General features: G+C 63.1%; 16 protein-coding genes. 7 read left to right on the forward strand and 9 right to left on the reverse strand.

Going from position 1 to position 19,432, the window contains the following annotated elements:
- Window position 1: 1 nt before the first annotated feature.
- Window positions 2-766, forward strand: a complete 765-nt coding sequence (locus PGB28_RS02640) for an SDR family NAD(P)-dependent oxidoreductase (protein ID WP_271419932.1) — start codon at window positions 2-4, stop codon at window positions 764-766.
- A 13-nt stretch (window positions 767-779) separates the two neighbouring features.
- Here PGB28_RS02640 and PGB28_RS02645 read toward each other — a convergent pair whose 3' ends face one another.
- The gene (locus PGB28_RS02645; RefSeq protein WP_271419933.1) at window positions 780-1,541 is read right to left on the reverse strand and encodes an NAD kinase; all 762 of its coding nucleotides are present in this window, start codon (window positions 1,539-1,541) and stop codon (window positions 780-782) included.
- A 166-nt stretch (window positions 1,542-1,707) separates the two neighbouring features.
- Between PGB28_RS02645 and glyA the strand changes: the two genes are divergently transcribed.
- From glyA to PGB28_RS02665, 4 genes are all read left to right on the forward strand, one after another.
- On the forward strand, window positions 1,708-3,003 hold the full coding sequence (gene glyA / locus PGB28_RS02650) for a serine hydroxymethyltransferase (RefSeq protein WP_271419934.1): 1,296 nt from the start codon (window positions 1,708-1,710) through the stop codon (window positions 3,001-3,003).
- A gap of 163 nt (window positions 3,004-3,166) precedes the next feature.
- A complete protein-coding gene (locus PGB28_RS02655; protein ID WP_271419935.1) occupies window positions 3,167-4,591 on the forward strand; it encodes a hypothetical protein in 1,425 nt (474 codons plus the stop codon).
- A 136-nt stretch (window positions 4,592-4,727) separates the two neighbouring features.
- The gene (locus tag PGB28_RS02660; protein ID WP_271419936.1) at window positions 4,728-4,883 is read left to right on the forward strand and encodes a hypothetical protein; all 156 of its coding nucleotides are present in this window, start codon (window positions 4,728-4,730) and stop codon (window positions 4,881-4,883) included.
- 92 nt (window positions 4,884-4,975) lie between these two features.
- Entirely contained in the window at window positions 4,976-5,875 is a 900-nt protein-coding gene (locus PGB28_RS02665; protein WP_271419937.1) for a DUF817 domain-containing protein, read from the forward strand.
- Here PGB28_RS02665 and PGB28_RS02670 read toward each other — a convergent pair.
- Window positions 5,814-6,188: a hypothetical protein gene (locus PGB28_RS02670; protein WP_271419938.1), complete on the reverse strand. Its 375-nt coding sequence runs from the start codon at window positions 6,186-6,188 to the stop codon at window positions 5,814-5,816. The two genes, PGB28_RS02665 and PGB28_RS02670, sit on opposite strands and share 62 nt — an antisense overlap.
- Before the next feature lie 81 nt (window positions 6,189-6,269).
- Between PGB28_RS02670 and PGB28_RS02675 the strand changes: the two genes are divergently transcribed.
- Complete coding sequence (locus PGB28_RS02675; protein WP_271419939.1) at window positions 6,270-7,025, forward strand: alpha/beta fold hydrolase; 756 nt, start codon at window positions 6,270-6,272, stop codon at window positions 7,023-7,025.
- A 9-nt stretch (window positions 7,026-7,034) separates the two neighbouring features.
- On the opposite strand, the gene PGB28_RS02680 is transcribed toward PGB28_RS02675, so the two are convergent.
- The gene (locus PGB28_RS02680; protein WP_271419940.1) at window positions 7,035-9,452 is read right to left on the reverse strand and encodes a GcvT family protein; all 2,418 of its coding nucleotides are present in this window, start codon (window positions 9,450-9,452) and stop codon (window positions 7,035-7,037) included.
- A 166-nt stretch (window positions 9,453-9,618) separates the two neighbouring features.
- Between PGB28_RS02680 and PGB28_RS02685 the strand changes: the two genes are divergently transcribed.
- Window positions 9,619-11,160, forward strand: coding sequence for a trimethylamine methyltransferase family protein (locus PGB28_RS02685; protein WP_271419941.1), 1,542 nt, complete (start codon window positions 9,619-9,621; stop codon window positions 11,158-11,160).
- Between the two features lie 25 nt (window positions 11,161-11,185).
- Here the strand turns inward: PGB28_RS02685 and PGB28_RS02690 are convergent, their stop codons facing one another.
- From PGB28_RS02690 to PGB28_RS02715, 6 genes are all read right to left on the reverse strand, one after another.
- Window positions 11,186-12,142 (reverse strand): LysR family transcriptional regulator, encoded by a 957-nt coding sequence (locus PGB28_RS02690; RefSeq protein WP_271419942.1) that lies wholly within the window; start codon window positions 12,140-12,142, stop codon window positions 11,186-11,188.
- A gap of 88 nt (window positions 12,143-12,230) precedes the next feature.
- A complete protein-coding gene (locus tag PGB28_RS02695; RefSeq protein ID WP_271419943.1) occupies window positions 12,231-12,548 on the reverse strand; it encodes a hypothetical protein in 318 nt (105 codons plus the stop codon).
- A 117-nt stretch (window positions 12,549-12,665) separates the two neighbouring features.
- Window positions 12,666-13,427 (reverse strand): EcsC family protein, encoded by a 762-nt coding sequence (locus PGB28_RS02700; RefSeq protein ID WP_271419944.1) that lies wholly within the window; start codon window positions 13,425-13,427, stop codon window positions 12,666-12,668.
- 72 nt (window positions 13,428-13,499) lie between these two features.
- Window positions 13,500-14,189, reverse strand: a complete 690-nt coding sequence (locus tag PGB28_RS02705; RefSeq protein WP_271419945.1) for a Crp/Fnr family transcriptional regulator — start codon at window positions 14,187-14,189, stop codon at window positions 13,500-13,502.
- Between the two features lie 450 nt (window positions 14,190-14,639).
- Window positions 14,640-16,529 carry a propionate-CoA ligase PrpE gene (prpE, locus tag PGB28_RS02710; protein ID WP_271419946.1) on the reverse strand — a complete coding sequence of 630 codons (1,890 nt, stop codon included), beginning with the start codon at window positions 16,527-16,529 and terminating at the stop codon, window positions 14,640-14,642.
- A gap of 449 nt (window positions 16,530-16,978) precedes the next feature.
- Window positions 16,979-19,258, reverse strand: coding sequence for an NADP-dependent malic enzyme (locus PGB28_RS02715; protein ID WP_271419947.1), 2,280 nt, complete (start codon window positions 19,256-19,258; stop codon window positions 16,979-16,981).
- Window positions 19,259-19,432: the final 174 nt, after the last annotated feature.

A 19,432-nucleotide genomic window follows, 5' to 3' on the forward strand; every position in this document is an offset into this window, starting at 1 on the left:
CATGAAGCTTGATGGTTTGGGTGTGATCGTGACCGGCGGCGGCAGTGGTCTGGGTGAGGCCACGGCGCGGTATCTGGCCGGACAAGGTGCCCGGGTGGGTATTCTCGATTTCGACGCGGACCGCGGCGCGGCGGTGGCGGATGAGATCGCCGGAGCCTTTGCTCAGGTGGATGTGGGCAATGCCGATGCGGTGGATCAGGCGATTGGCGCGCTGGCGCTGGCGCTGGGCGTGGTGCCCCGCGTGGCGATCAACTGTGCCGGCGTGGCCGATGCCGCGCGGATCGTGGGGCGCGACGGTCAGACCTCGATCGACACGTTCGAAAAAGTGATCCGCGTCAACCTGATCGGCAGCTACAATGTCATGAGCCATGCGGCGCGGCGGATGGTCGAACTGGACCCGCTGGAGGATGGCGAACGCGGGGTGATCATCAACACCGCCTCAATTGCTTACGAGGATGGGCAGGTGGGCCAATCCGCCTATGCCGCGTCCAAGGGGGCGATTGCGTCCATGTGCTTGCCCGCGGCCCGTGAAATGGCCCGTCAGGGCGTGCGCGTGATGGCAATTGCGCCGGGGCTGTTCAACACACCGATGATGCAGGCCCTGCCGCAGGACGTGTCAGACAAGATCGTCGCCAATATCCCGTTTCCCGCCCGGTTGGGCGCGCCCGAAGAATACGGGCGGATGGCCGCGCATATCATCGAGAATGCCTATCTCAACGGGACGGTGATCCGTCTGGATGCCGCAACGCGTCTGCCGCCGCGCTGACGGCGGGCAAAGATCAAACGAACTGTTCCCGGATCAGCCGTTCCTCAAGCCCGTGACCGGGGTCAAAGAGAATGCGGTGGGCAATCGACGGCTCTGAGCGGATGTCCACCGTGACCACGTCCTGCACGGCGCGGGCGTCGGCCTCGGCCATGACGGGGCGCTTGTCGGGGTCCAGCACTTCGAACCGGACCTCCGCCGTCTTGGGCAGGAGCGCGCCGCGCCAGCGCCGGGGCCGGAACGCCGCCATCGCCGTCATGGCCAGCACATCCGCCCCGATGGGCAGGATCGGACCATGGGCGGAAAAGTTATAGGCGGTCGAGCCTGCAGGCGTCGCCACCAGCGCGCCATCACAGACCAGTTCGGCCATGCGCACCCGGCCATCGACGCTGATCCTCAGCCGCGCGGCCTGAGGTCCCGCGCGCAGAAGCGAGACCTCGTTGATCGCCAGAGCTTTATGTTCCGAGCCATCCTGGCAGACCGCCTTCATCGACAGCGGGTTGATCACCTCTTCTTCCGCCGCGTTCAGCCGTTCTATCAGCCCGGCGGCGTTATATTCGTTCATCAGAAAGCCCACAGTGCCCCGGTTCATGCCGTAAACCGGGGCGGGGTTGGATTGGGTCCGGTGCAGCGTCTGCAACATGAACCCGTCGCCCCCCAGCGCGACGATCACATCCGCGCCCTGTTCCGCATGATCGCCATATTTGGCCGTCAGTGCCGCATTGGCCGATTGCGCGATCGGGGCCTCGCTGGCGGTAAAGGCGATTCTGAGTGACATGAGCGGTTTCCTCGGGGCGCGTTCCGTTTCCGAAACAAGCACATGTTTCACCCCAAGACCAGCCGTGCCGCTCTCAATCCGCGCTGCGTCGCATTCCCGGCTTTCCCATGCGGCCAGTTTGCATTAGGTAACGCGCCAACCAATTGCCTTGCCAGGAGCCAGCCGCATGAACGCGCCTCACAAAGACACCGGTTTTTTCACCCAATCGCTTGCCGACCGCGATCCCGAACTTCAGGCCGCGATCACCGGCGAACTGGGCCGCCAGCGTGACGAGATCGAGCTGATCGCGTCGGAAAACATCGTCTCGCGCGCCGTGATGGAAGCGCAGGGCAGCGTGATGACCAACAAATACGCCGAAGGCTATCCGGGCCGTCGCTATTACGGTGGCTGTGACTGGGTCGATGTCGCAGAAAACCTCGCCATCGAACGCGCCAAGGAACTGTTTGGCTGCGAATTCGCAAACGTCCAGCCCAACTCCGGTTCCCAGGCCAACCAGGGCGTGTTCCAGGCGTTGATCAAGCCGGGCGATACCATTCTCGGCATGAGCCTCGACGCCGGTGGTCACCTGACCCATGGTGCCGCGCCCAACCAATCCGGCAAATGGTTCAACGCCGTGCAATACGGCGTGCGCCAGCAGGACAACCTGCTGGATTACGATCAGGTCGAGGCGCTGGCGAAAGAGCACCAGCCGAAACTGATCATCGCCGGTGGCTCTGCCATCCCGCGCCAGATCGATTTCAAACGCATGCGCGAGATCGCTGATATGGTCGGCGCCTGGCTGCATGTGGACATGGCGCATTTCGCCGGTCTCGTGGCGGCGGGTGAGCATCCCTCGCCCTTCCCGCATGCCCATGTGGCCACCACCACGACGCACAAAACTCTGCGCGGTCCCCGCGGCGGCATGATCCTCACCAATGACGAGGCGATTGCGAAGAAGGTCAATTCGGCCATCTTCCCCGGCATTCAGGGCGGGCCGCTGATGCATGTGATCGCGGCCAAGGCTGTGGCCTTTGGCGAGGCGCTGCGCCCGGAATTCAAGACCTACCAGCAACAGGTGATCAAGAACGCACAGGCGCTCAGCGATCAGCTGATCAAGGGCGGTCTGGATACCGTGACCCACGGCACCGACACCCATGTGGTGCTGGTCGACCTGCGCCCCAAAGGGGTCAAGGGCAACGCGACCGAAAAGGCGCTGGGCCGGGCGCATATCACCTGCAACAAGAACGGCGTGCCGTTTGACCCGGAAAAGCCGACCATCACCTCTGGTATCCGTTTGGGTTCGCCTGCCGGTACGACCCGTGGTTTTGGCGAGGCCGAGTTCCGCCAGATCGCCGACTGGATCATCGAAGTGGTCGATGGTCTGGCCGCCAATGGCGAAGACGGCAATGGCGAGGTTGAAGCCAAGGTGAAGGCCGAGGTCGAAGCACTCTGCGCCCGCTTCCCGATCTATCCCGAGCTTTGATCGGGATTTTGCGATCCTGAGACAGACAAGGCCCGCTGGTGAACACCGGCGGGCCTTTTGCTTTGGCGTGGCTCTTGCGATTGACATATCTCTGTCATGCAACTGTCACGCGCCTGTAAAGAGCAGGCCCTAGCGATGCCCCGGATAAACTCTGGGACATCACATGACCAAACTGACTTTTTGCACCGCGCTCAGCATCGCGGCTCTGGCCACCGCTTGGGGCTCCACCGTGCTGGCCGAGACGACGATCCTCGTCACCAATGCCAATGACAGCGGCGACGGCAGCCTGCGCGCAGCGCTTGAGAGCGCCGCCGCCAGCGACACTGCGCGGCAGATCGTGATCGTGACCAAGGATGACATCGCCATCGCCAGCACCCTGACCTATGCCGGTCAGGCCGCCATTGCCATTCACGGGCAGGGCCAGACCGTTTCATTGGCCGGGAATGCAACGCTGCTTGCGGCGACAGCCGGTGCGAACCTGACGATCCGCAACCTGAACTTTGCCGGTCCGGGCGGCTTTGACATTCAGAACCGTGGCGACTTGAACGGTGCCAGCGCGGGCAAGGGGATTTTCGTGGATGTGCGCGACGACCAGACCGGGCTTGTCGTGCTGTCGCTCGACACTGTCACGGTCTCGGGCGTCGCGGGGCACGGCGTGCATGTTTCCGACTGTACGCTGGCCGATGCCTGCGGCGGCGGTGGTGGCGGCGCGGGGGAAGGCTCGCCTGCTTCGATTGCCGTCGATTTCGACAATGTGACCATCGACAACGTGGGCAATGGCAGCTTTGACGCCGACGGCCTGCGCGTGGACGAACGGGGCGCCGGTGACATCCTTTTTGCCGCCACTGACTCGCTCTTTACCCGCGTGGGTGCCGATGGGATCGAACTGGACGAAGGCCAGGCGGGCGGCGTCTACGTCACCGAGACGGGATCGCGTTTCGTGAACAATGGCGGCTATTGCGATCCGGCGATCCTGTCCGCGTTCCTGCCCGCAGAGGCGGAAGGGGAGTTCGAGCAGGGCGCGCGTGCCGAGGCCGACATTCCCGGCCCCGTGACCGGATCGCCCGACGATGCCTGCATCGAGCGTGAGGTGGCGCTTTATGACGATGGTTCCGTCGAAGAGTATGAATTCGGGCTCGATCTGGATGACGGGTTTGACATTGACGAGGCTGGCCCCGGCGGGCTGGACGTCGTGATGATCAATTCCGAGATTTCGAACAACCTCGATGAAGGTGTGGATTTCGACGAAGAAGGCCCCGGCGGCATCACTGCCAGCTTTATCGGCACCACCGCGAGCGGCAATACCGATGACGGCTACAAGCTGTCAGAGGAAGACGCAGGCGGTATTCAGGGGCTGATGCAGGGTGCGGCGTCCAGAGATAACGGCGGCAAGGGCGCGGTGTTTGAAGAAGAGGATGCCGGCGGCGTTGTCGTGCGCGTTGCGGACAGCATGACCTCGGGCAACGACGACAGCGACGACACCGGGCTTGAAGTGGTGCAAGAGGATGCGGGGCAAGGCACGTTGACCGTGATCAACTCCGACATCGCGGATGGCATCGACGCCGAGGGCGTGACCGTCACCCGATAAGGCGCATCGCGCCGCGAACCGGCCCCGGCTGCCATGCCGGGGCCTTTTCATGCGTGGTTGTTAAAATTCCTGTCATCTTCCAACGGATTGGCTGGCGCGCTGCGTATCACTCTTGTGCATCAACAGGAGAGACACCATGCGCCCCAATTACAAGGTTCCGCCGATCATCACCGCCGTCGCCATTGCCGCGGGCCTTTTCGCTTCGGCCGTCACCGGGGATGAGGCCCGGGCCAGCGACCGCACCGCCTGCGCCAAGGAGATTTCCGCAGAGGTCGCGCCGGAACGCGGATGAGCTTTGTGCCCGGGCGTGGAATTCCTGACTTGTGGCCCTGTCACCGGACGGGGCAGGTTGCGCCACGCTGATACCGGACCAAAGCTTTTTCAATGACCCAACTGCCCCCCACCCGCCGTCTTGAACGTCGCCTTGGCGATTGGGTCCGCGCCCGCCTGCCCGCCGGGCTGGTCGAATTTGTCATGTTCCTGCTCAAACAGGCCTGGGCCTGCCTGTTCGGCTTTGCCATGCTGGGCGGGTTGATCCTTAGCGACCGCATCTGGCAGGAGGACTGGCCGCTGCACCGCTATGATGCGCTCTTGATCTATGCGCTGGGGTTGCAGGTGCTGTTTCTGGCGCTGCGGCTGGAGACGCTGCGCGAGGCGCGGGTGATCGCGCTCTTTCACCTCACGGGCACGGCGATGGAGCTTTTCAAGGTCAATGCAGGCTCTTGGGCGTACCCGGAACCGGGGGTGATGAAGCTTTGGGGCGTGCCGCTCTTTTCCGGCTTTATGTATGCCGCCGTGGGCAGCTACATGGCCCGTGTGATCCGGATTTTCGACATGAAATTCGCGCCTTATCCGCCGTTCTGGATGACCGTGGCGCTGGCGGTCGCGATCTATGTGAATTTCTTCGCGCATCATTTCATCTGGGATTCGCGCTACGTTTTGTTCGCGGCCACGGTGCTTTTGTTCCTGCGCACCCGCATCTGGTTTACCATCGGGGCAACGCCGCGCTGGATGCCGTTGCCGGTGGCGGCGCTGCTCACGTCTTTTGCGCTCTGGGTGGCGGAAAACATCGGCACCGCCACCAATACCTGGATCTATGCCGGGCATTCGCGATTTGACATGGTCAGCCTGTCCAAGATGGGGTCCTGGTATCTCTTGCTCTATGTAAGTTTTGTCACCGTAACGGTGGTCGTGCGGGATGTGCTATACCGCGAACCGCTGCTCAAAGGTGGCCGAGAGAGTAAATCACCCACAGGAAAACGCCGAGCACAATCAACAGGTTGAGCGCGATCAAACCGGCCAGCCGCAGCCAGGCGGTCTTGCGCGCTTCAACCGGGTCGAGCGAGCGGAGATAGCGCGTCACCCGCGCTTCGGCCTTGTCGAGCGTCGCCAGGTCCACCATGCGCGCCAGCTTGGGGTGGCCCGCATGCCTGGACGCCTCGACGATTTTCTCAAGATCGCGCCGCGCCCATTTCGGCAAAAGCCGACCGGCCCGCGCCATACGCGTCTCAAGCGTCTTGCCACGCACCCGAAGCTGCGTGCCCAGAAGTTCCGCCAATCGCGCCTTGCGCGCCTCTATGTCTTTTTGATCCAGCACGGATCGTTCCATACGCCGCAGACCGCACCGGGGCAACAGTTCGGGCTTTCACGCCCGGCACCTGCGCGCTAGACAGGCGCCATGTTGAACGTCATCGAACATGGAACACCGGGCGGCACGCCGCTGATCATCGTGCATGGGCTCTATGGCTCGGCCCGAAACTGGGGGGTGATCGCCAAGCGTTTGTCGGACAGCCGGCATGTGGTGGCGGTGGATATGCGCAACCACGGCGACAGCCCGTGGAAGGACAGCCATTCCTACACGGACATGGCCGCCGATCTGGCCGAGGTGATTGCCGCTTATGACGGGCAGGCCGATGTGGTGGGCCATTCCATGGGCGGCAAGGCGGCGATGGTTCTGGCGTTGCAGCACCCGGATATGGTGCGCAAGCTGATGGTCGCCGATATTGCGCCGGTGGCGTATGGCCATTCGCAGATCCAGTATATCGAAGCGATGCGCAAGGTGGACCTGTCCCGCGTCACGAAACGCTCTGACGCGGTCGAACAACTGGCCGCATATGTTGAGGACAAGACGCTTCAGGCGTTTTTCACCCAGTCGCTCGATGCGGCGGGGCAGCGCTGGAAGCTGAACCTTGACGTGCTGGCGGATGAGATGGAAAAAATCCTGTCCTTCCCGGAGGTTGACGGGGTGTTTGACGGGCCTGCGCTGTTTCTCGCCGGGGCGAATTCGGACTATGTCCTGCCCGAGCACCGCCCGGCGATCCGCGCGCTGTTCCCCAAGGCGCGGTTTGCCAAGCTGGCGGATGCGGGGCACTGGCTGCATGCGGAGAAACCGCGTGAATTCGAGGCCTCGGTGCGGGTCTTTCTTGACGCCTGACGGCAACCACTAAGAGCGCACAAGGCTGTTGTCCGGGTCATAGCGCACCGGGGCCACGATCTGTGCCGCGACCGGTGCACCCAGCACGTCGATGGTGAGTGTTTCCCCCTCTGCGGCGCGGTCCATAAACCCCATGGCAAGGTTTTCGCCGCTACGGTGCCCCCAATCGCCCGATGTCACGGTGCCGACGATTCGCCCGCCCGCCCGGATCGACGCGCCGGGATGCGCGGGGGCGTGGGAACAGTCGAGGAGGAGTGAGACAAAGGATTTTTCACGTGGTCCCTTGGTCGCCAATGCTGCGCGCCCGATGAAATCGCCCTTGTCCATGTTCACGAACCGGTCGAGGCCACTTTCGAACGGGTCGAATTCGGTGATCAGGTCGGCTTTCCAGTGGCGGTAGCCTTTTTCCAGCCGCATGGAGTCAACCGCGCGCGCGCCGAAGAGCGTCATGCCATGAGCCTTGCCCGCCTCACGCAGGGCCAGCCAGGCGGTCAGAAGGCTCTCATTCGGCACATGGATTTCATAGGCCAGTTCACCCGAGAAGCTGACCGCCATAACCACGGCGGGCGCATGTCCGATGAAAGCGCGCCGGACGCTGAGCCATGGGAAACCTGCGGCTGACCAGTCGCCACGGGCGACATCGCTGAGCACCGCGCGCGCCTTGGGTCCGGCGATCACGAGGATGGTGTGGGCGTTGGTGAGCGAGCGGATGGTGACCCCCTCGGGCGCATGAGTGCGGAGCCAATCCATGTCATGAAATTCTGATGCTGCGGCAGAGCCGTACCAGATGGTCTCTGGCCCCAGATCAGTGCCGGGCAGATTGGCAATCGTCGCCTCGGATTTCACCCCGCCCTGATGGTTCAGCAGATAGCCAAGCCCCACGCGCGCGGGGCGGCGGGGAACATTGCCGCAGATCATGGTATCGAGCCAGTCATGCGCGCCGTCCCCGGTTATTTCAAACCGATTGAACCCGTTCACCTCGGTCAGGCCCGCGCAGGATTGCAGCGCCAGAACCTCGTCGCGCACGATGGGAAAGACGTTGGAGAACCGGAAGCTGTGCTCTTCCTCGAACTCCGGCGCGGGCTTGATATAGTCCACCCGCTCCCAGCCGTTGACCGGGGCAAATGCCGCGCCCTCGGCTTGCCAGATTGGATAGAGTGACGTGGTCTTGGCGGGTCGCCCGGCGGGGCGGTGCTCATGCGGGAAATGGAACCGAAATTCGTTCTGATATTCCTCGATCGCCTTCAACCCGGTCAGCTCCGCATTGGCATGGCCCGTAAAGCGGCGCGGGTCCAGTCCCCAGGTGTCATAACACGCCTCGCCATGCACGATCTGTTGCGCCAGAAGCCAGCCATGCCCGCCGCCTTCGCCCACGCCCGCGCGCAACCCGATGATGCAGAACGCATTGAGTTTGCCCGGAATGGGCCCCACCAGCGGCGCGCCATCCATGGAATAGGTGATCGGGCCATTCACGACTGTGGTGATGCCGGCCTCGCGCAGCGCGGGCATGCGGGCAAAAGCGCCCTCCAGCACATCCATGATCCGGTCGAGATCATCGGGGCAGAGCGCATTGACGAAATGCGGGTCAATCCCGTCCATGCCCCAGGTCCGGCAGCCCTGTTCGTAGAAGCCGACCAGCAGCCCCTGTTTCTCCTGACGACAGTAATAATCGCTGATCGGGCAGCGCAGGAGTGGCATGCGATGCCCAGCGGCGGCAATCTCCGGGATTGCATCGGTCACGAAATACTGGTGCTCCATCGACATGACCGGATGATGCACGCCCATCATCGCGCCCACCTCGTTCACCCGGTAGCCGCCCGCATTCACCACGATTTCACAGTCGATTTCGCCCTGTTTCGTATGCACGGTCCAGCTGTCATCGGGGTGCTGGGTCAGCCCCATGACCGGGCAGTTGCGATAGACCTCGGCCCCGGCCTTGCGCGCGCGCCGCGCCAGCGCCTGACACAGCTGCGCGGGGTCAATATCGCCGTCATGCGGGTCCCAGAGCCCGCCCACGAGATTGTCTGTGGAGATCAGCGGATGGCGGCGTTTGCATTCCGCCGCGTCGATCACCTCGAATTCCACCCCCATCCCGGCGGCCATGGAGGCAAAGTGGCGATAGCCCTCCATCTGCGCTTGCGTGTTGGCCAGCCGAATGCCGCCATCGCCATAGTGATAGCCCACCGGGTAGTCCGGATCGGCGGCAAGGTCGCGGTAAAGCGCGATGGAATGGCTCTTCAGCCCGACCATGGTCTGGGTCATGCCGAAATTCGTCACCTGCGCGGCAGAGTGCCATGTGGTCCCCGAGGTCAACTCGTTGCGCTCAAGCAGCACAACATCGCTCCACCCCTCCTGCGTCAGGTGGTAGAGCGTCGAACAGCCTGCGATCCCGCCGCCAATGACCACAACACGCGTTGTCGATTTCATGGGCCTCTCCCTCGTTTTTGCCTATAGGTGCAAAGCCGGGGGCGGCTGCAAAGCCTGCCTTTGAAGTTTTGATTTTTCGGAAACTGAGTTTTTCAGTTGCCGAAGGTCGCAATGGCGGGCTTGCGCCGTTGTTCAGCGCGCGTTCCATGGCACAAAGGACAGGCTCATGACCCGCAGCACACGCCGTTCCGGACGCAAGGAAAAACTCGCCGCCCGCGCGGCCCCGCCGGTGGTGAACCCCTGTCCGCCGGGGCAGATTGGTGGCGCGTACACGCCGCTGAGTGAGGCGGATTGCGCGGCGATTTTCGACACGGCGCTGAGGTTGCTCGATGACCTGGGCATGGGCGAGGTGCCCCATGGGCTGGCGGCGCGGCTGGCCGATCACGGTGCGCGGCGTGCGGGGGACAGGGTGCAGATCCCGCCGGAGCTGGTGCAGGATGCGATCGCGCGGGCTGCAAAGGTCTTTCCTCTCCATGGCCGCGATCCGGCGCGTGATATCACCGTGGGCGGGCAAGCGGTGCATTTCGGAACCGGCGGCGCGGCGGTGCAGGTGCTGGACCTCGACAGCGGTGATTACCGGCCCTCGACCCTGCAGGACCTCTATGATTTCACGCGGTTGCAGGACGGGCTCACCAATGTGAGCTGGTTCACCCGCTGCTGCGTGGCGACCGATATGGAGAGCGACCTCGCGCTCGACATGAACACCGCCTTTGCGCTTCTCAAGGGCACGACCAAGCCGGTGGCGACCTCCTTTACCGTCGCGGAAACCGTGGCACCGGTGGTGGAGATGCTGGACATGGCCGCGCCTTCGGGACGGTTCGTGGATCGCCCATGGGTCAAGGTGCATATTTCGCCCGTCATTTCACCCATGCGCTATGGCGAGGACGCGGTGGCGGTGACCGAAGAATGCATCCGCCACAACATGCCGATCAGCTGCATCACGGCGGCCCAGTCGGGTGCGACGGCCCCGGCGACGCTGGCGGGATTTCTGGCGCAGTCACTGGCCGAGACGCTGGCAAGCCTTGTCATGGTTCATGTGATCCGCCCGGGACATCCCATGGTGTTTTCCAACTGGCCCTTGGTGATCGACCTGCGCACCGGGGCGTTTTGCGGCGGCGGGGGCGAGATCAGCGTGCTGAATGCGGCCTCGGCGCAGGTGTCGAACTGGCTGGGGCTGCCCTCGGGCGTGGCCTGTTCCATGACGGATGCCAAGGCGATTGACGCGCAATACGGTATGGAAAAGGGCATATCGGCCATGGCCGCGGGGCTGGCGGGCGGCAACCTGATCTATGAAAGCGCGGGCATGACTGCCTCGCTTCTGGGCGTGTCGTTCGAGGCATTCCTGCTCGATAATGACATGCTTGCCCATGTCTACCGTGCGCTGCGCGGGATCGAGGTGAGCGAAGCGACGCTGGGCTATGACGACATTGTCGCCGCCGTCCGGGGCGAAGGGCATTTCCTTGGTGGGGCGCAGACCATGGCGGCGATGGAGCGGGATTATTTCTACCCCGATCTGGCGGATCGCGACGCACCGATCACATGGCGCGAAAACGGGCGGCCTGATGCCTGGGCGCGGGCCAATGCGCGGGCGCGGGCGGCTCTTGCCGGGGCGCACCCTGCGTATCTGGAGCGGGAGGTCGAGCGCGATATCCGCAGACGGTTTGATATCAGGCTGGCCGAACAGGGTGGCGCAGATTTCAAGGACTAAAAGATGCCGCCAGTTGGCCGACCCGTCAGGCTTCGATCAGCCGCAAATCCCCCTCCAGCCAGGGTAGCTTGTTCAACGCGGGCGCGATCACCAGGTCCTGCACCAGCCGCCGCATGGTCTGGGCCACGTCGCGGGGCACGTGATCGGCCCAGTCGGCGCTGGCGAAAAGCGAGATATTGCGGGAAAACGGCTTGAAGGGCAGGGGGTGCGCGGCGATCTCGTCATGGATGCGCGCGGCCCGCATATAGCCCAGCGGCGTGGTCACCGCCCAACCGGTGCCGCGCGCCACCAGCGTCATCAGAGACAGATGCGCGCCAAGCTCGAACCGCTCGGAAAAGCTCAGCTTTTGCCGGGCCAGATGCGCCTCGATCTGGCGGCCGATCAGCTGTTCTCGATCATAGCGCAGCAGTGGCAGGCGCGCCATGATTTCGGCCGGGCTGCCCGGGACCCGCTTGGGCGTGACAAGGATGAACGGATCGCGCACCAACGGGTATTCAGAAATATTCTCAACCACTTCCCCGGTGGAGGCCGCGACCGCGATATGCAGGGTCCGGGCGCGCATGGCAGCCGAGATTTCGTGGCTGGGGGCCGAGATCAGCTTGAACCGGCATTTGGTCATGCTCTCGGCCAGAATGGTGACAAGCCGTGGGGTCAGGTCATTGTCGAAATCGTCGATCATGCCAAGGTTCAGCGTCGACAGATGGGTCAGGTCCATCACCGTCAGCTCGCTCTGGGCCAGCCGTAGCTGGCTGAGCACCGCCTCGGTCCGTGACAGGAACGACCGCCCCGCCGGGGTGAGCTGCATCGGCCGTTTGGAATGATCGACCAGATCGGTCCCCAGCGCGGTTTCCAGATTGCGCATCTGCTGGCTGACCGCTGGTTGGCTGAGCCCGGTGCTGCGCGCGGCCTGCGCGACGGACCCGCTATGGGCAAGGGCCTCAAACACCTCTAGCCCGCGCAATGTCACCCCTTTGGCCAGCATATCCCCGCCCTCGCAGTTTTCACGAATTCGAAACTACGGGGGATCGTCGGAAAACGGGAGTCCTTTGTGACGGGGGCTGGGCGTTTGCTCAGTAGCCTTTGCAGAAGCTTTCCGCCTGCGCGCCGAACAGCTTGTAACGCTCCCAGAACGCTTCGTGGTTGGCGCGGTCGGATTGGCGGATTTCCTGCGCCTTGTGCGGGTCGCGGAAAAAGCTTGCGGCGAGCCGTTGGTCGGCACGGCTCAGCGACTGGTCTGCGACGAATTGGATGCATTTGCACAGCGACCGGTTGGCCGCCTTGCGCCCCGATTGCATACAGGCCGTGCTGATCGTGCCCGCATGGGCAGGCAGCGGTGCACTCTGGGTTAGAACAGCGGCGCCCAATACCGCCGCACATATGCGTTTCATACTATGCCTCATCGCTGCGGGCCGTTGTTCTGGTCTGCTCTGACCGGCCTCTGGGTCCGGAGTTTGCGCCACTTCCCGTTAATTTTCAATTCACGCTGATGTCAGTTGGCCCAGATTTCATTTGGTCCGTGTCGGCGTGGCCATGCGGGCGCGCAATTGCCGGGTCACGTCCTCGCACGTCAGGTCGTATTGCTCGGCGATTTTCCTGAGCCCGAAATGCACATGGGCCATTTCCTGATAATAGCTGGTATAGGCGTAATTCGTGGCGGCCCCCGCCACCGCGCCGACCAGCGGCACGGTTTGTGCGGCCAGTTTCTGGCCCAGGACCGTGGCCAGACGCGGCGCGATGCGGGCGATCACCCCGTGCACCGTCGCCCCGGTGAGCGTCACGCGGGCCGAGAGAAAGGCCATGTTTGCCCCGTCATCGTGTTCGAGCGGCCCGGCAGCGGCAAAGACCGACAGGCACTCGGCCCTGATCTCGGGCGTGTCGGGATCATATCCGTAATCGGCGGCAATGCCCTGAATCGTGCGCAGCAAGACAGTCGTCGTTACCGGCAGTTCCGCCAGCGCCGAGGGCAGCCCGCCAAACCCGCCCGCCGCCCCCATCGCGGTGGTTGCCGCGCGGTTCAGCCATGCGGGCGCGTCGCCCACCCGTTTGCGGCTTTGCCCCGCCGCCTCCAGCGCGATGCCAAGCGCGCGTTCGGTCGCGGTCTCAAGTTGGGTTTTGACAGGGTCGGGCAGGCGTTCCAGCAGGTTTTCCGCCTGCGTGCCCACCAGATTGAGCACTTGTAGCCCAACCCCGCCCGCGCGCGCGTAGCGCCGGGCCAGATCGTCAAGTGCGGTCGCTGCGTCGCGGGGGATGATGTCTGTCGTCGTCATGGAAGGTAGATTTGGCAGCTGTGGCGGCTTTTCAAGAGAGCGGGCGGACAATCGCCCCCATTATCCGCCCCGTCACTGCGCCTTTTCCGCCAGCGCTTCGGGATTGACGAGGATCAGGTCACGCCCGTCCCGTTGCACGATGCCATCCGCCTCCCAGGCGCGGATCTGGCGGTTCACCGTCTCGCGGGTCAGGCCGGACATATCACCCAGGTCGGATTGCGAAACAGAGGGTTTGAGCCGGAAACCCGCCTCTTCTTCTTCGCCCCAGCGGTCAAACAGGCCCACAAGAACCTTGGCCAGGCGGGTGCCGCCATCAGCCATGGACAGATCGGCCAGCGCCTCGGTCGTAGCTTGTAGTTTGCGGCAGAGATCAGCGATCAGCCCTAGCGTCGTTTTGGGATGCTCGGTGAGAAAGGCCATGAGTTGCATCCGGTTCAGCACGCGGCCCGTCACATCATTGGTCGCCATGGCATCGGCGGTGCGGTCACTGCCCAGCAGCACGGCCATTTCGCCCACGCAATCCCCCGGGCCCAGATGTGCCACGATGGAGCGGCTCCCCGAGGCCGAGGTCAGGCTGACCTCGACCCGCCCTGTTTCGATGAGCAACAGGGTCTCGCCCGGGCTGCCCTTGGAAAAGATCATCTTGCCACCGGGATAATGGCAGGGTTTGGACATGGCCAGCAGCGTTGCCCGCTCCTTGGGCGTCAAAGCTCCGAGGATCAGGCTCTCCCGACGTGCGATGTCGCGAAACGTCAGTGCCATAACGGATTCTCCTGTTGACCGGTTGCGGTGCGACGCACGTGTCGTGCAGCTGACACCATTTTACGACGAGGATACATCAAACCGACAAAAAAAAATTTGAAACCGGACGCAACCTAGGACTATGAGTGACGTGGATCACAGATTTTTGCAAATTACGGCGGCACACTAATCTTATGTCCGGGGCGTCCGTGTCTCACAATTGCTTCCCAACCCTTTTTCTCGGAAGCGCCGGATATGTCAGGGTTCGTGAAATTTCTTTCGCGAGTTTTGAAAAAGCAACGCGGGGACGGTGTGAGTGGCCGTTTCCGCGTTCTTTTTGCCCTGCCCAATGTGTCGGCGAAAGCTTGCCTGGCCGGATGGGGCAGGCGCACCCCCAAACTCCCGTAACGAGTCGGGCCGCCCGGATATCTCCGAGCGGCCCTTTTTCCGTCTGGCGATGAGAGCGCGCAACTATTTGGCGTAGCCGATGGTCTGCAGGGCTGTCTTGATCTCGTCGAGGATCGCGGGATCATCAATGGTCGCGGGCATCTTGAACTCTTCGCCGTCGGCAATCTTGACCATGGTGGCGCGCAGGATCTTGCCCGAGCGTGTCTTGGGCAGGCGGTCCACCACAACGGCGAGTTTGAATGCCGCCACGGGGCCGATCTTTTCACGCACCAGCTTGACCACCTCGGCGACAACCTCGTCATGCGCTTTGTCGCAGCCTGCGTTGAGGCAAAGGAAGCCCACCGGCATCTGGCCCTTGAGCTGGTCTGTCACGCCGATCACGGCGCATTCCGCCACATCCGGGTGTCCGGCCAGCACCTCTTCCATCCCGCCGGTGGAAAGCCGGTGGCCCGCCACGTTGATCACGTCATCGGTGCGCGCCATGATGTAGACATAGCCGTCCTCGTCCATCATGCCCGCATCGCCGGTCTCATAATAACCCGGGAAGGTGTTGAGGTAGCTTTTCTTGAAGCGCTCCTCGGCGTTCCACAGGTTCGGCAGCGTGCCGGGGGGCAGGGGCAGTTTGATGGCGATGGCACCCAGTTCACCGGCAGCCACCGGATGGCCCGCATCATCGAGCACCTGAATGTCATAGCCCGGCACCGGCACCGAGGGCGAGCCGAGCTTGACCGGCAACAACTCGATCCCAACCGGGTTGGCCGCGATGGCAAATCCGGTCTCGGTCTGCCACCAGTGGTCGATCACCGGCACGCCCAGTTGCTCCTGTGCCCAAACGATGGTGTCCGGGTCGGCGCGTTCGCCAGCCAGGTAGACCTGTTTCAGGCAGGAGAGATCGTATTTCCTGACGAACTCGCCCTTGGGGTCTTCGCGCTTGACCGCGCGGAAGGCGGTGGGGGCGGTGAAGAAGCTTTTCACGTTATGCTCGGAAATCACCCGCCAGAATGTGCCCGCATCGGGGGTGCCGACGGGCTTGCCCTCGAACACGATGGTGGTGTTGCCGTGAATGAGAGGACCGTAGCAGATATAGGAGTGGCCCACGACCCAACCCACATCGGAGGCCGCCCAGAACACATCGCCCGGCTCCACGTTGTAAATGTTCTTCATCGTCCAGTTCAGTGCCACCAGATGGCCGCCAGTGTGGCGGATGACGCCTTTGGGCGCGCCGGTGGTGCCGGATGTATAGAGGATATAGGCCGGGTGGTTACCTTCGACCGGGACACAGTCCGCAGGGGCCACGCCGTCCTGGAAGCCGTGCCAATCCACGTCACGACCGTCGATCAGGTCGGCCACTTCCTGTTCGCGTTGCAGGATCACGCAGAGCTCGGGCTTATGTTCGGCCAGGTCAATGGCACCGTCGAGCAGAGGTTTGTATTTGACCACGCGGCCCGGCTCTAACCCGCAGGACGCGGCGATGATCGCCTTGGGCTTGGCATCGTCGATGCGCACCGCCAGTTCGTTGGCGGCGAACCCGCCGAACACCACCGAATGGATTGCACCCAGACGGGCACAGGCCAGCATGGCCTCAAGCGCCTCGGCCACCATGGGCATGTAGATGATGACACGGTCGCCTTTTTCCACGCCCTTGGCGCGCAGCGCCCCGGCAAGGCTGGCCACCCGGTCACGCAGCTCGGCATAGGTGATCTTGGACTGGGTGCCGGTGATCGGGCTGTCATAGATGATGGCGACCTGATCGCCGCGCCCGCCCTCGACATGGCGGTCGACGGCATTCCAGCAGGTGTTGACCTTGCCATCGGCGAACCACTCGTAAAGGTTGTCGCCCTTGTCGAACAACGCTTTTGACGGCGTCTGATCCCAGTCGATGGCGCGGGCGGCCTCCATCCAGAATGCTTCCGGGTCTGCCTTCCAGCTGTCGTAGACGTCTTTGTAGCCCATTCGAAACTCTCCTCCGATGCGTTGAGGAGGGGATAGGGCCAGCGTCATGTCCCCGGCAAGCGGTGAGGGGCCGGTCGCGTCAAGTTACCGCAAGATATTTGCAGATTTCGCGGTTCTGGCGTGCAAAGTTTTGCAAACTTAACGGAAATATGCCCCTGAGCGCCGAAAATGCCGGGACTTTGCAAACTTCTTCGGGGTGGCTGCAAAATGCGCGACTCGGGGCTCCGGACGAAATTCGACCTGGGGCAGGTCGAAAATACGACAGCGCGGAGCGTTGAGTCGTGCGAATGTGATCACACGACGCGGCACAGGGCCGCGCCGCTTTCACAAAGGTGCTGTTGCCATGGGCGACAAGAAGCAGAAACCGGCCAAACCCGGCTCCAAAACCATCAAGAAATAACCGCATGCCAAGCCCCGTGCCGCCATCCCCGGGCGGCACGGGGTCCGGCTTAGCCGTAATGGGCCACCGGGGTCCCGGCAATGGCCGCCATATTCAGCAGCCCGCGCGCCGTCACACCCGGTGTCACGATATGGGCGCGGTTGCCCATCCCCATCAGTATGGGGCCAACTTCGAGGCCGTTGGCTTTCATTTTCAGGATGTTGCGCACGCCCGAGGCCGCATCCGCATGTCCGAAGATGAGCACATTGGCCGCGCCGCTGAGCCGCCCGCCGGGCAAGAGCCGCTCGCGCAGTTCGGGGTCAAGCGCGGCGTCGACATTCATTTCGCCTTCGTATTCGAAATCCGTCTCCATCCCGTCGAGGATCGAAATCGCGGCGCGCAGCCGTTTGCCGGTGCCCTCGAACTGGTTGCCGAATTGTGATTGCGAACAAAAGGCAACGCGTGGCTCAACCCCGAAGCGACGTGCATGACGTGCGGCCCCCAAGGCCACCTCGGCCAGGTTTTCCGGCGTCGGCAGGGACCAGACATGGGTGTCGGCAAGGAACAGCGGCCCATCCTCAAGGATCATCATCGAAAGCGATCCGTGCGGGCGGTACTCCTCGCAGCCCAGCACCTGCGTCACGTAGTTCAGATGCCAGCGGTATTCGCCAAAGGTGCCACAGATCATGCTGTCAGCCTCGCCCCGCTGGACCATGACCGCGCCGATGGCGGTGGTATTGGTGCGCATGACCGCGCGGGCGATGTCCGGTGTCACGCCGCGCCGCGCCATGATCTCGTGATAGGTGCCCCAATAATCGCGGTAGCGCGGGTCGTTTTCCGGGTTCACGATCTCGAAATCACGGGAGGGCCTGATCTCCAGCCCGGCGCGTTCGCAGCGGCTCTCGATCACCTCGGGCCGACCGATCAGGATGGGTTTTTCGGTGGTTTCCTCCAAAATCGCCTGCGCCGCGCGCAACACGCGCTCGTCCTCGCCTTCGGTAAAGACGATACGCCGCGCAGCGGTGGCCGCGGCCTCGAAGACCGGGCGCATGAGCAGGGCGGATTTGAACACCGAGGCGTTGAGCTTGGCCTTGTAGGCCTCCATGTCCCCGATCGGTCGGGCGGCGACGCTGGTGTCCATCGCGGCCTTGGCCACCGCGCTTGACACCACCGCCGACAGGCGCGGATCAAAGGGTTTGGGGATCAGGTAATCGGCCCCGAAAGTCAGTTGTTCACCCTGATAGGCCGCGGCCGCCTCGGCGCTGGTCGTGGCGCGGGCCAGTTCGGCGATACCTTCGATACAGGCAATCTGCATCTCATCGTTGATCTCGCTTGCCCCCACATCCAGCGCACCCCGGAAGATAAAGGGGAAGCAGAGCACGTTGTTGACCTGATTGGGAAAATCGCTGCGCCCCGTGGCGATGATCGCTCCGGGTGCCACTTTGCGCGCCTCGTCCGGCATAATCTCGGGTGTCGGGTTGGCCAGGGCAAAGATGATCGGGTTGTCCGACATTTTCGCGACCATCTCGGGCTTGAGCACCCCGGGGCCCGAAAGGCCAAGGAACATATCCGCGCCGTCGATCACCTCGTCCAGCGTGCGTTTGGCGCTGTTCTGCGCATAGGCGGCCTTCTGCGCCGTCATCTCCTCGGTCCGGCCCTCATAGACCAGCCCCTTGATATCGCAAAGCCAGACGTTTTCGCGCTTTACGCCGAGTTTCAGCAGCATGTTGAGGCAGGCAATGCCCGCCGCGCCGCCGCCGGTCGAGACGATCTTGATATCCTCGAATTTCTTGCCGGCCACGCGCAGCGCATTGGTGGCCGCCGCGCCCACAACAATGGCGGTGCCATGCTGGTCATCGTGAAAGACCGGGATATTCATCCGCTCGCGGCAGAGTTTCTCGACGATAAAGCAATCGGGGGCCTTGATGTCTTCGAGATTGATCGCGCCAAAGGTCGGCTCCAGCGCGCAGACGATATCGGCCAGCTTCTCCGGATCGGTTTCATTCACTTCGATATCGAAACAGTCGATGCCCGCGAACTTTTTGAACAGGACCGCCTTGCCCTCCATCACCGGTTTGGAAGCCAATGCGCCGATATTGCCCAAGCCCAGCACCGCCGAGCCGTTGGTCACCACGGCCACAAGGTTGCCGCGCGCGGTGTAGCGCGCCGCGTTGGTCACGTCCTTGGTGATCTCCAGGCAGGCCTCGGCCACGCCCGGGCTATAGGCGCGGGCCAGGTCGCGACCGTTTGCCAACGGCTTGGTGGCGCGCACCTCCAGCTTCCCGGGTTTGGGGTTCTCATGGTAGAAAAGCGCCGCCTCGCGAAGCGTCTCGTTGCTGCTGTCACTCATGTCTCTGGCCCTCAAATCTTGGTAGTTTAACGTTAAACTATTTTCTTGAGTCGTGCATTGTCGTTTTTGGCGGATACAGTTTCAATCCTGCACTGTAAATCGGCACACCGCAAATCCGCAGATGTTTGCGCAACCATCCGGGCATGGCGGGCCTTGCATCCCGGTGGTCGGGGG

This window comes from Primorskyibacter aestuariivivens (genome assembly GCF_028023675.1).
In the GTDB taxonomy this organism is placed as follows: domain Bacteria; phylum Pseudomonadota; class Alphaproteobacteria; order Rhodobacterales; family Rhodobacteraceae; genus Marinovum; species Marinovum aestuariivivens.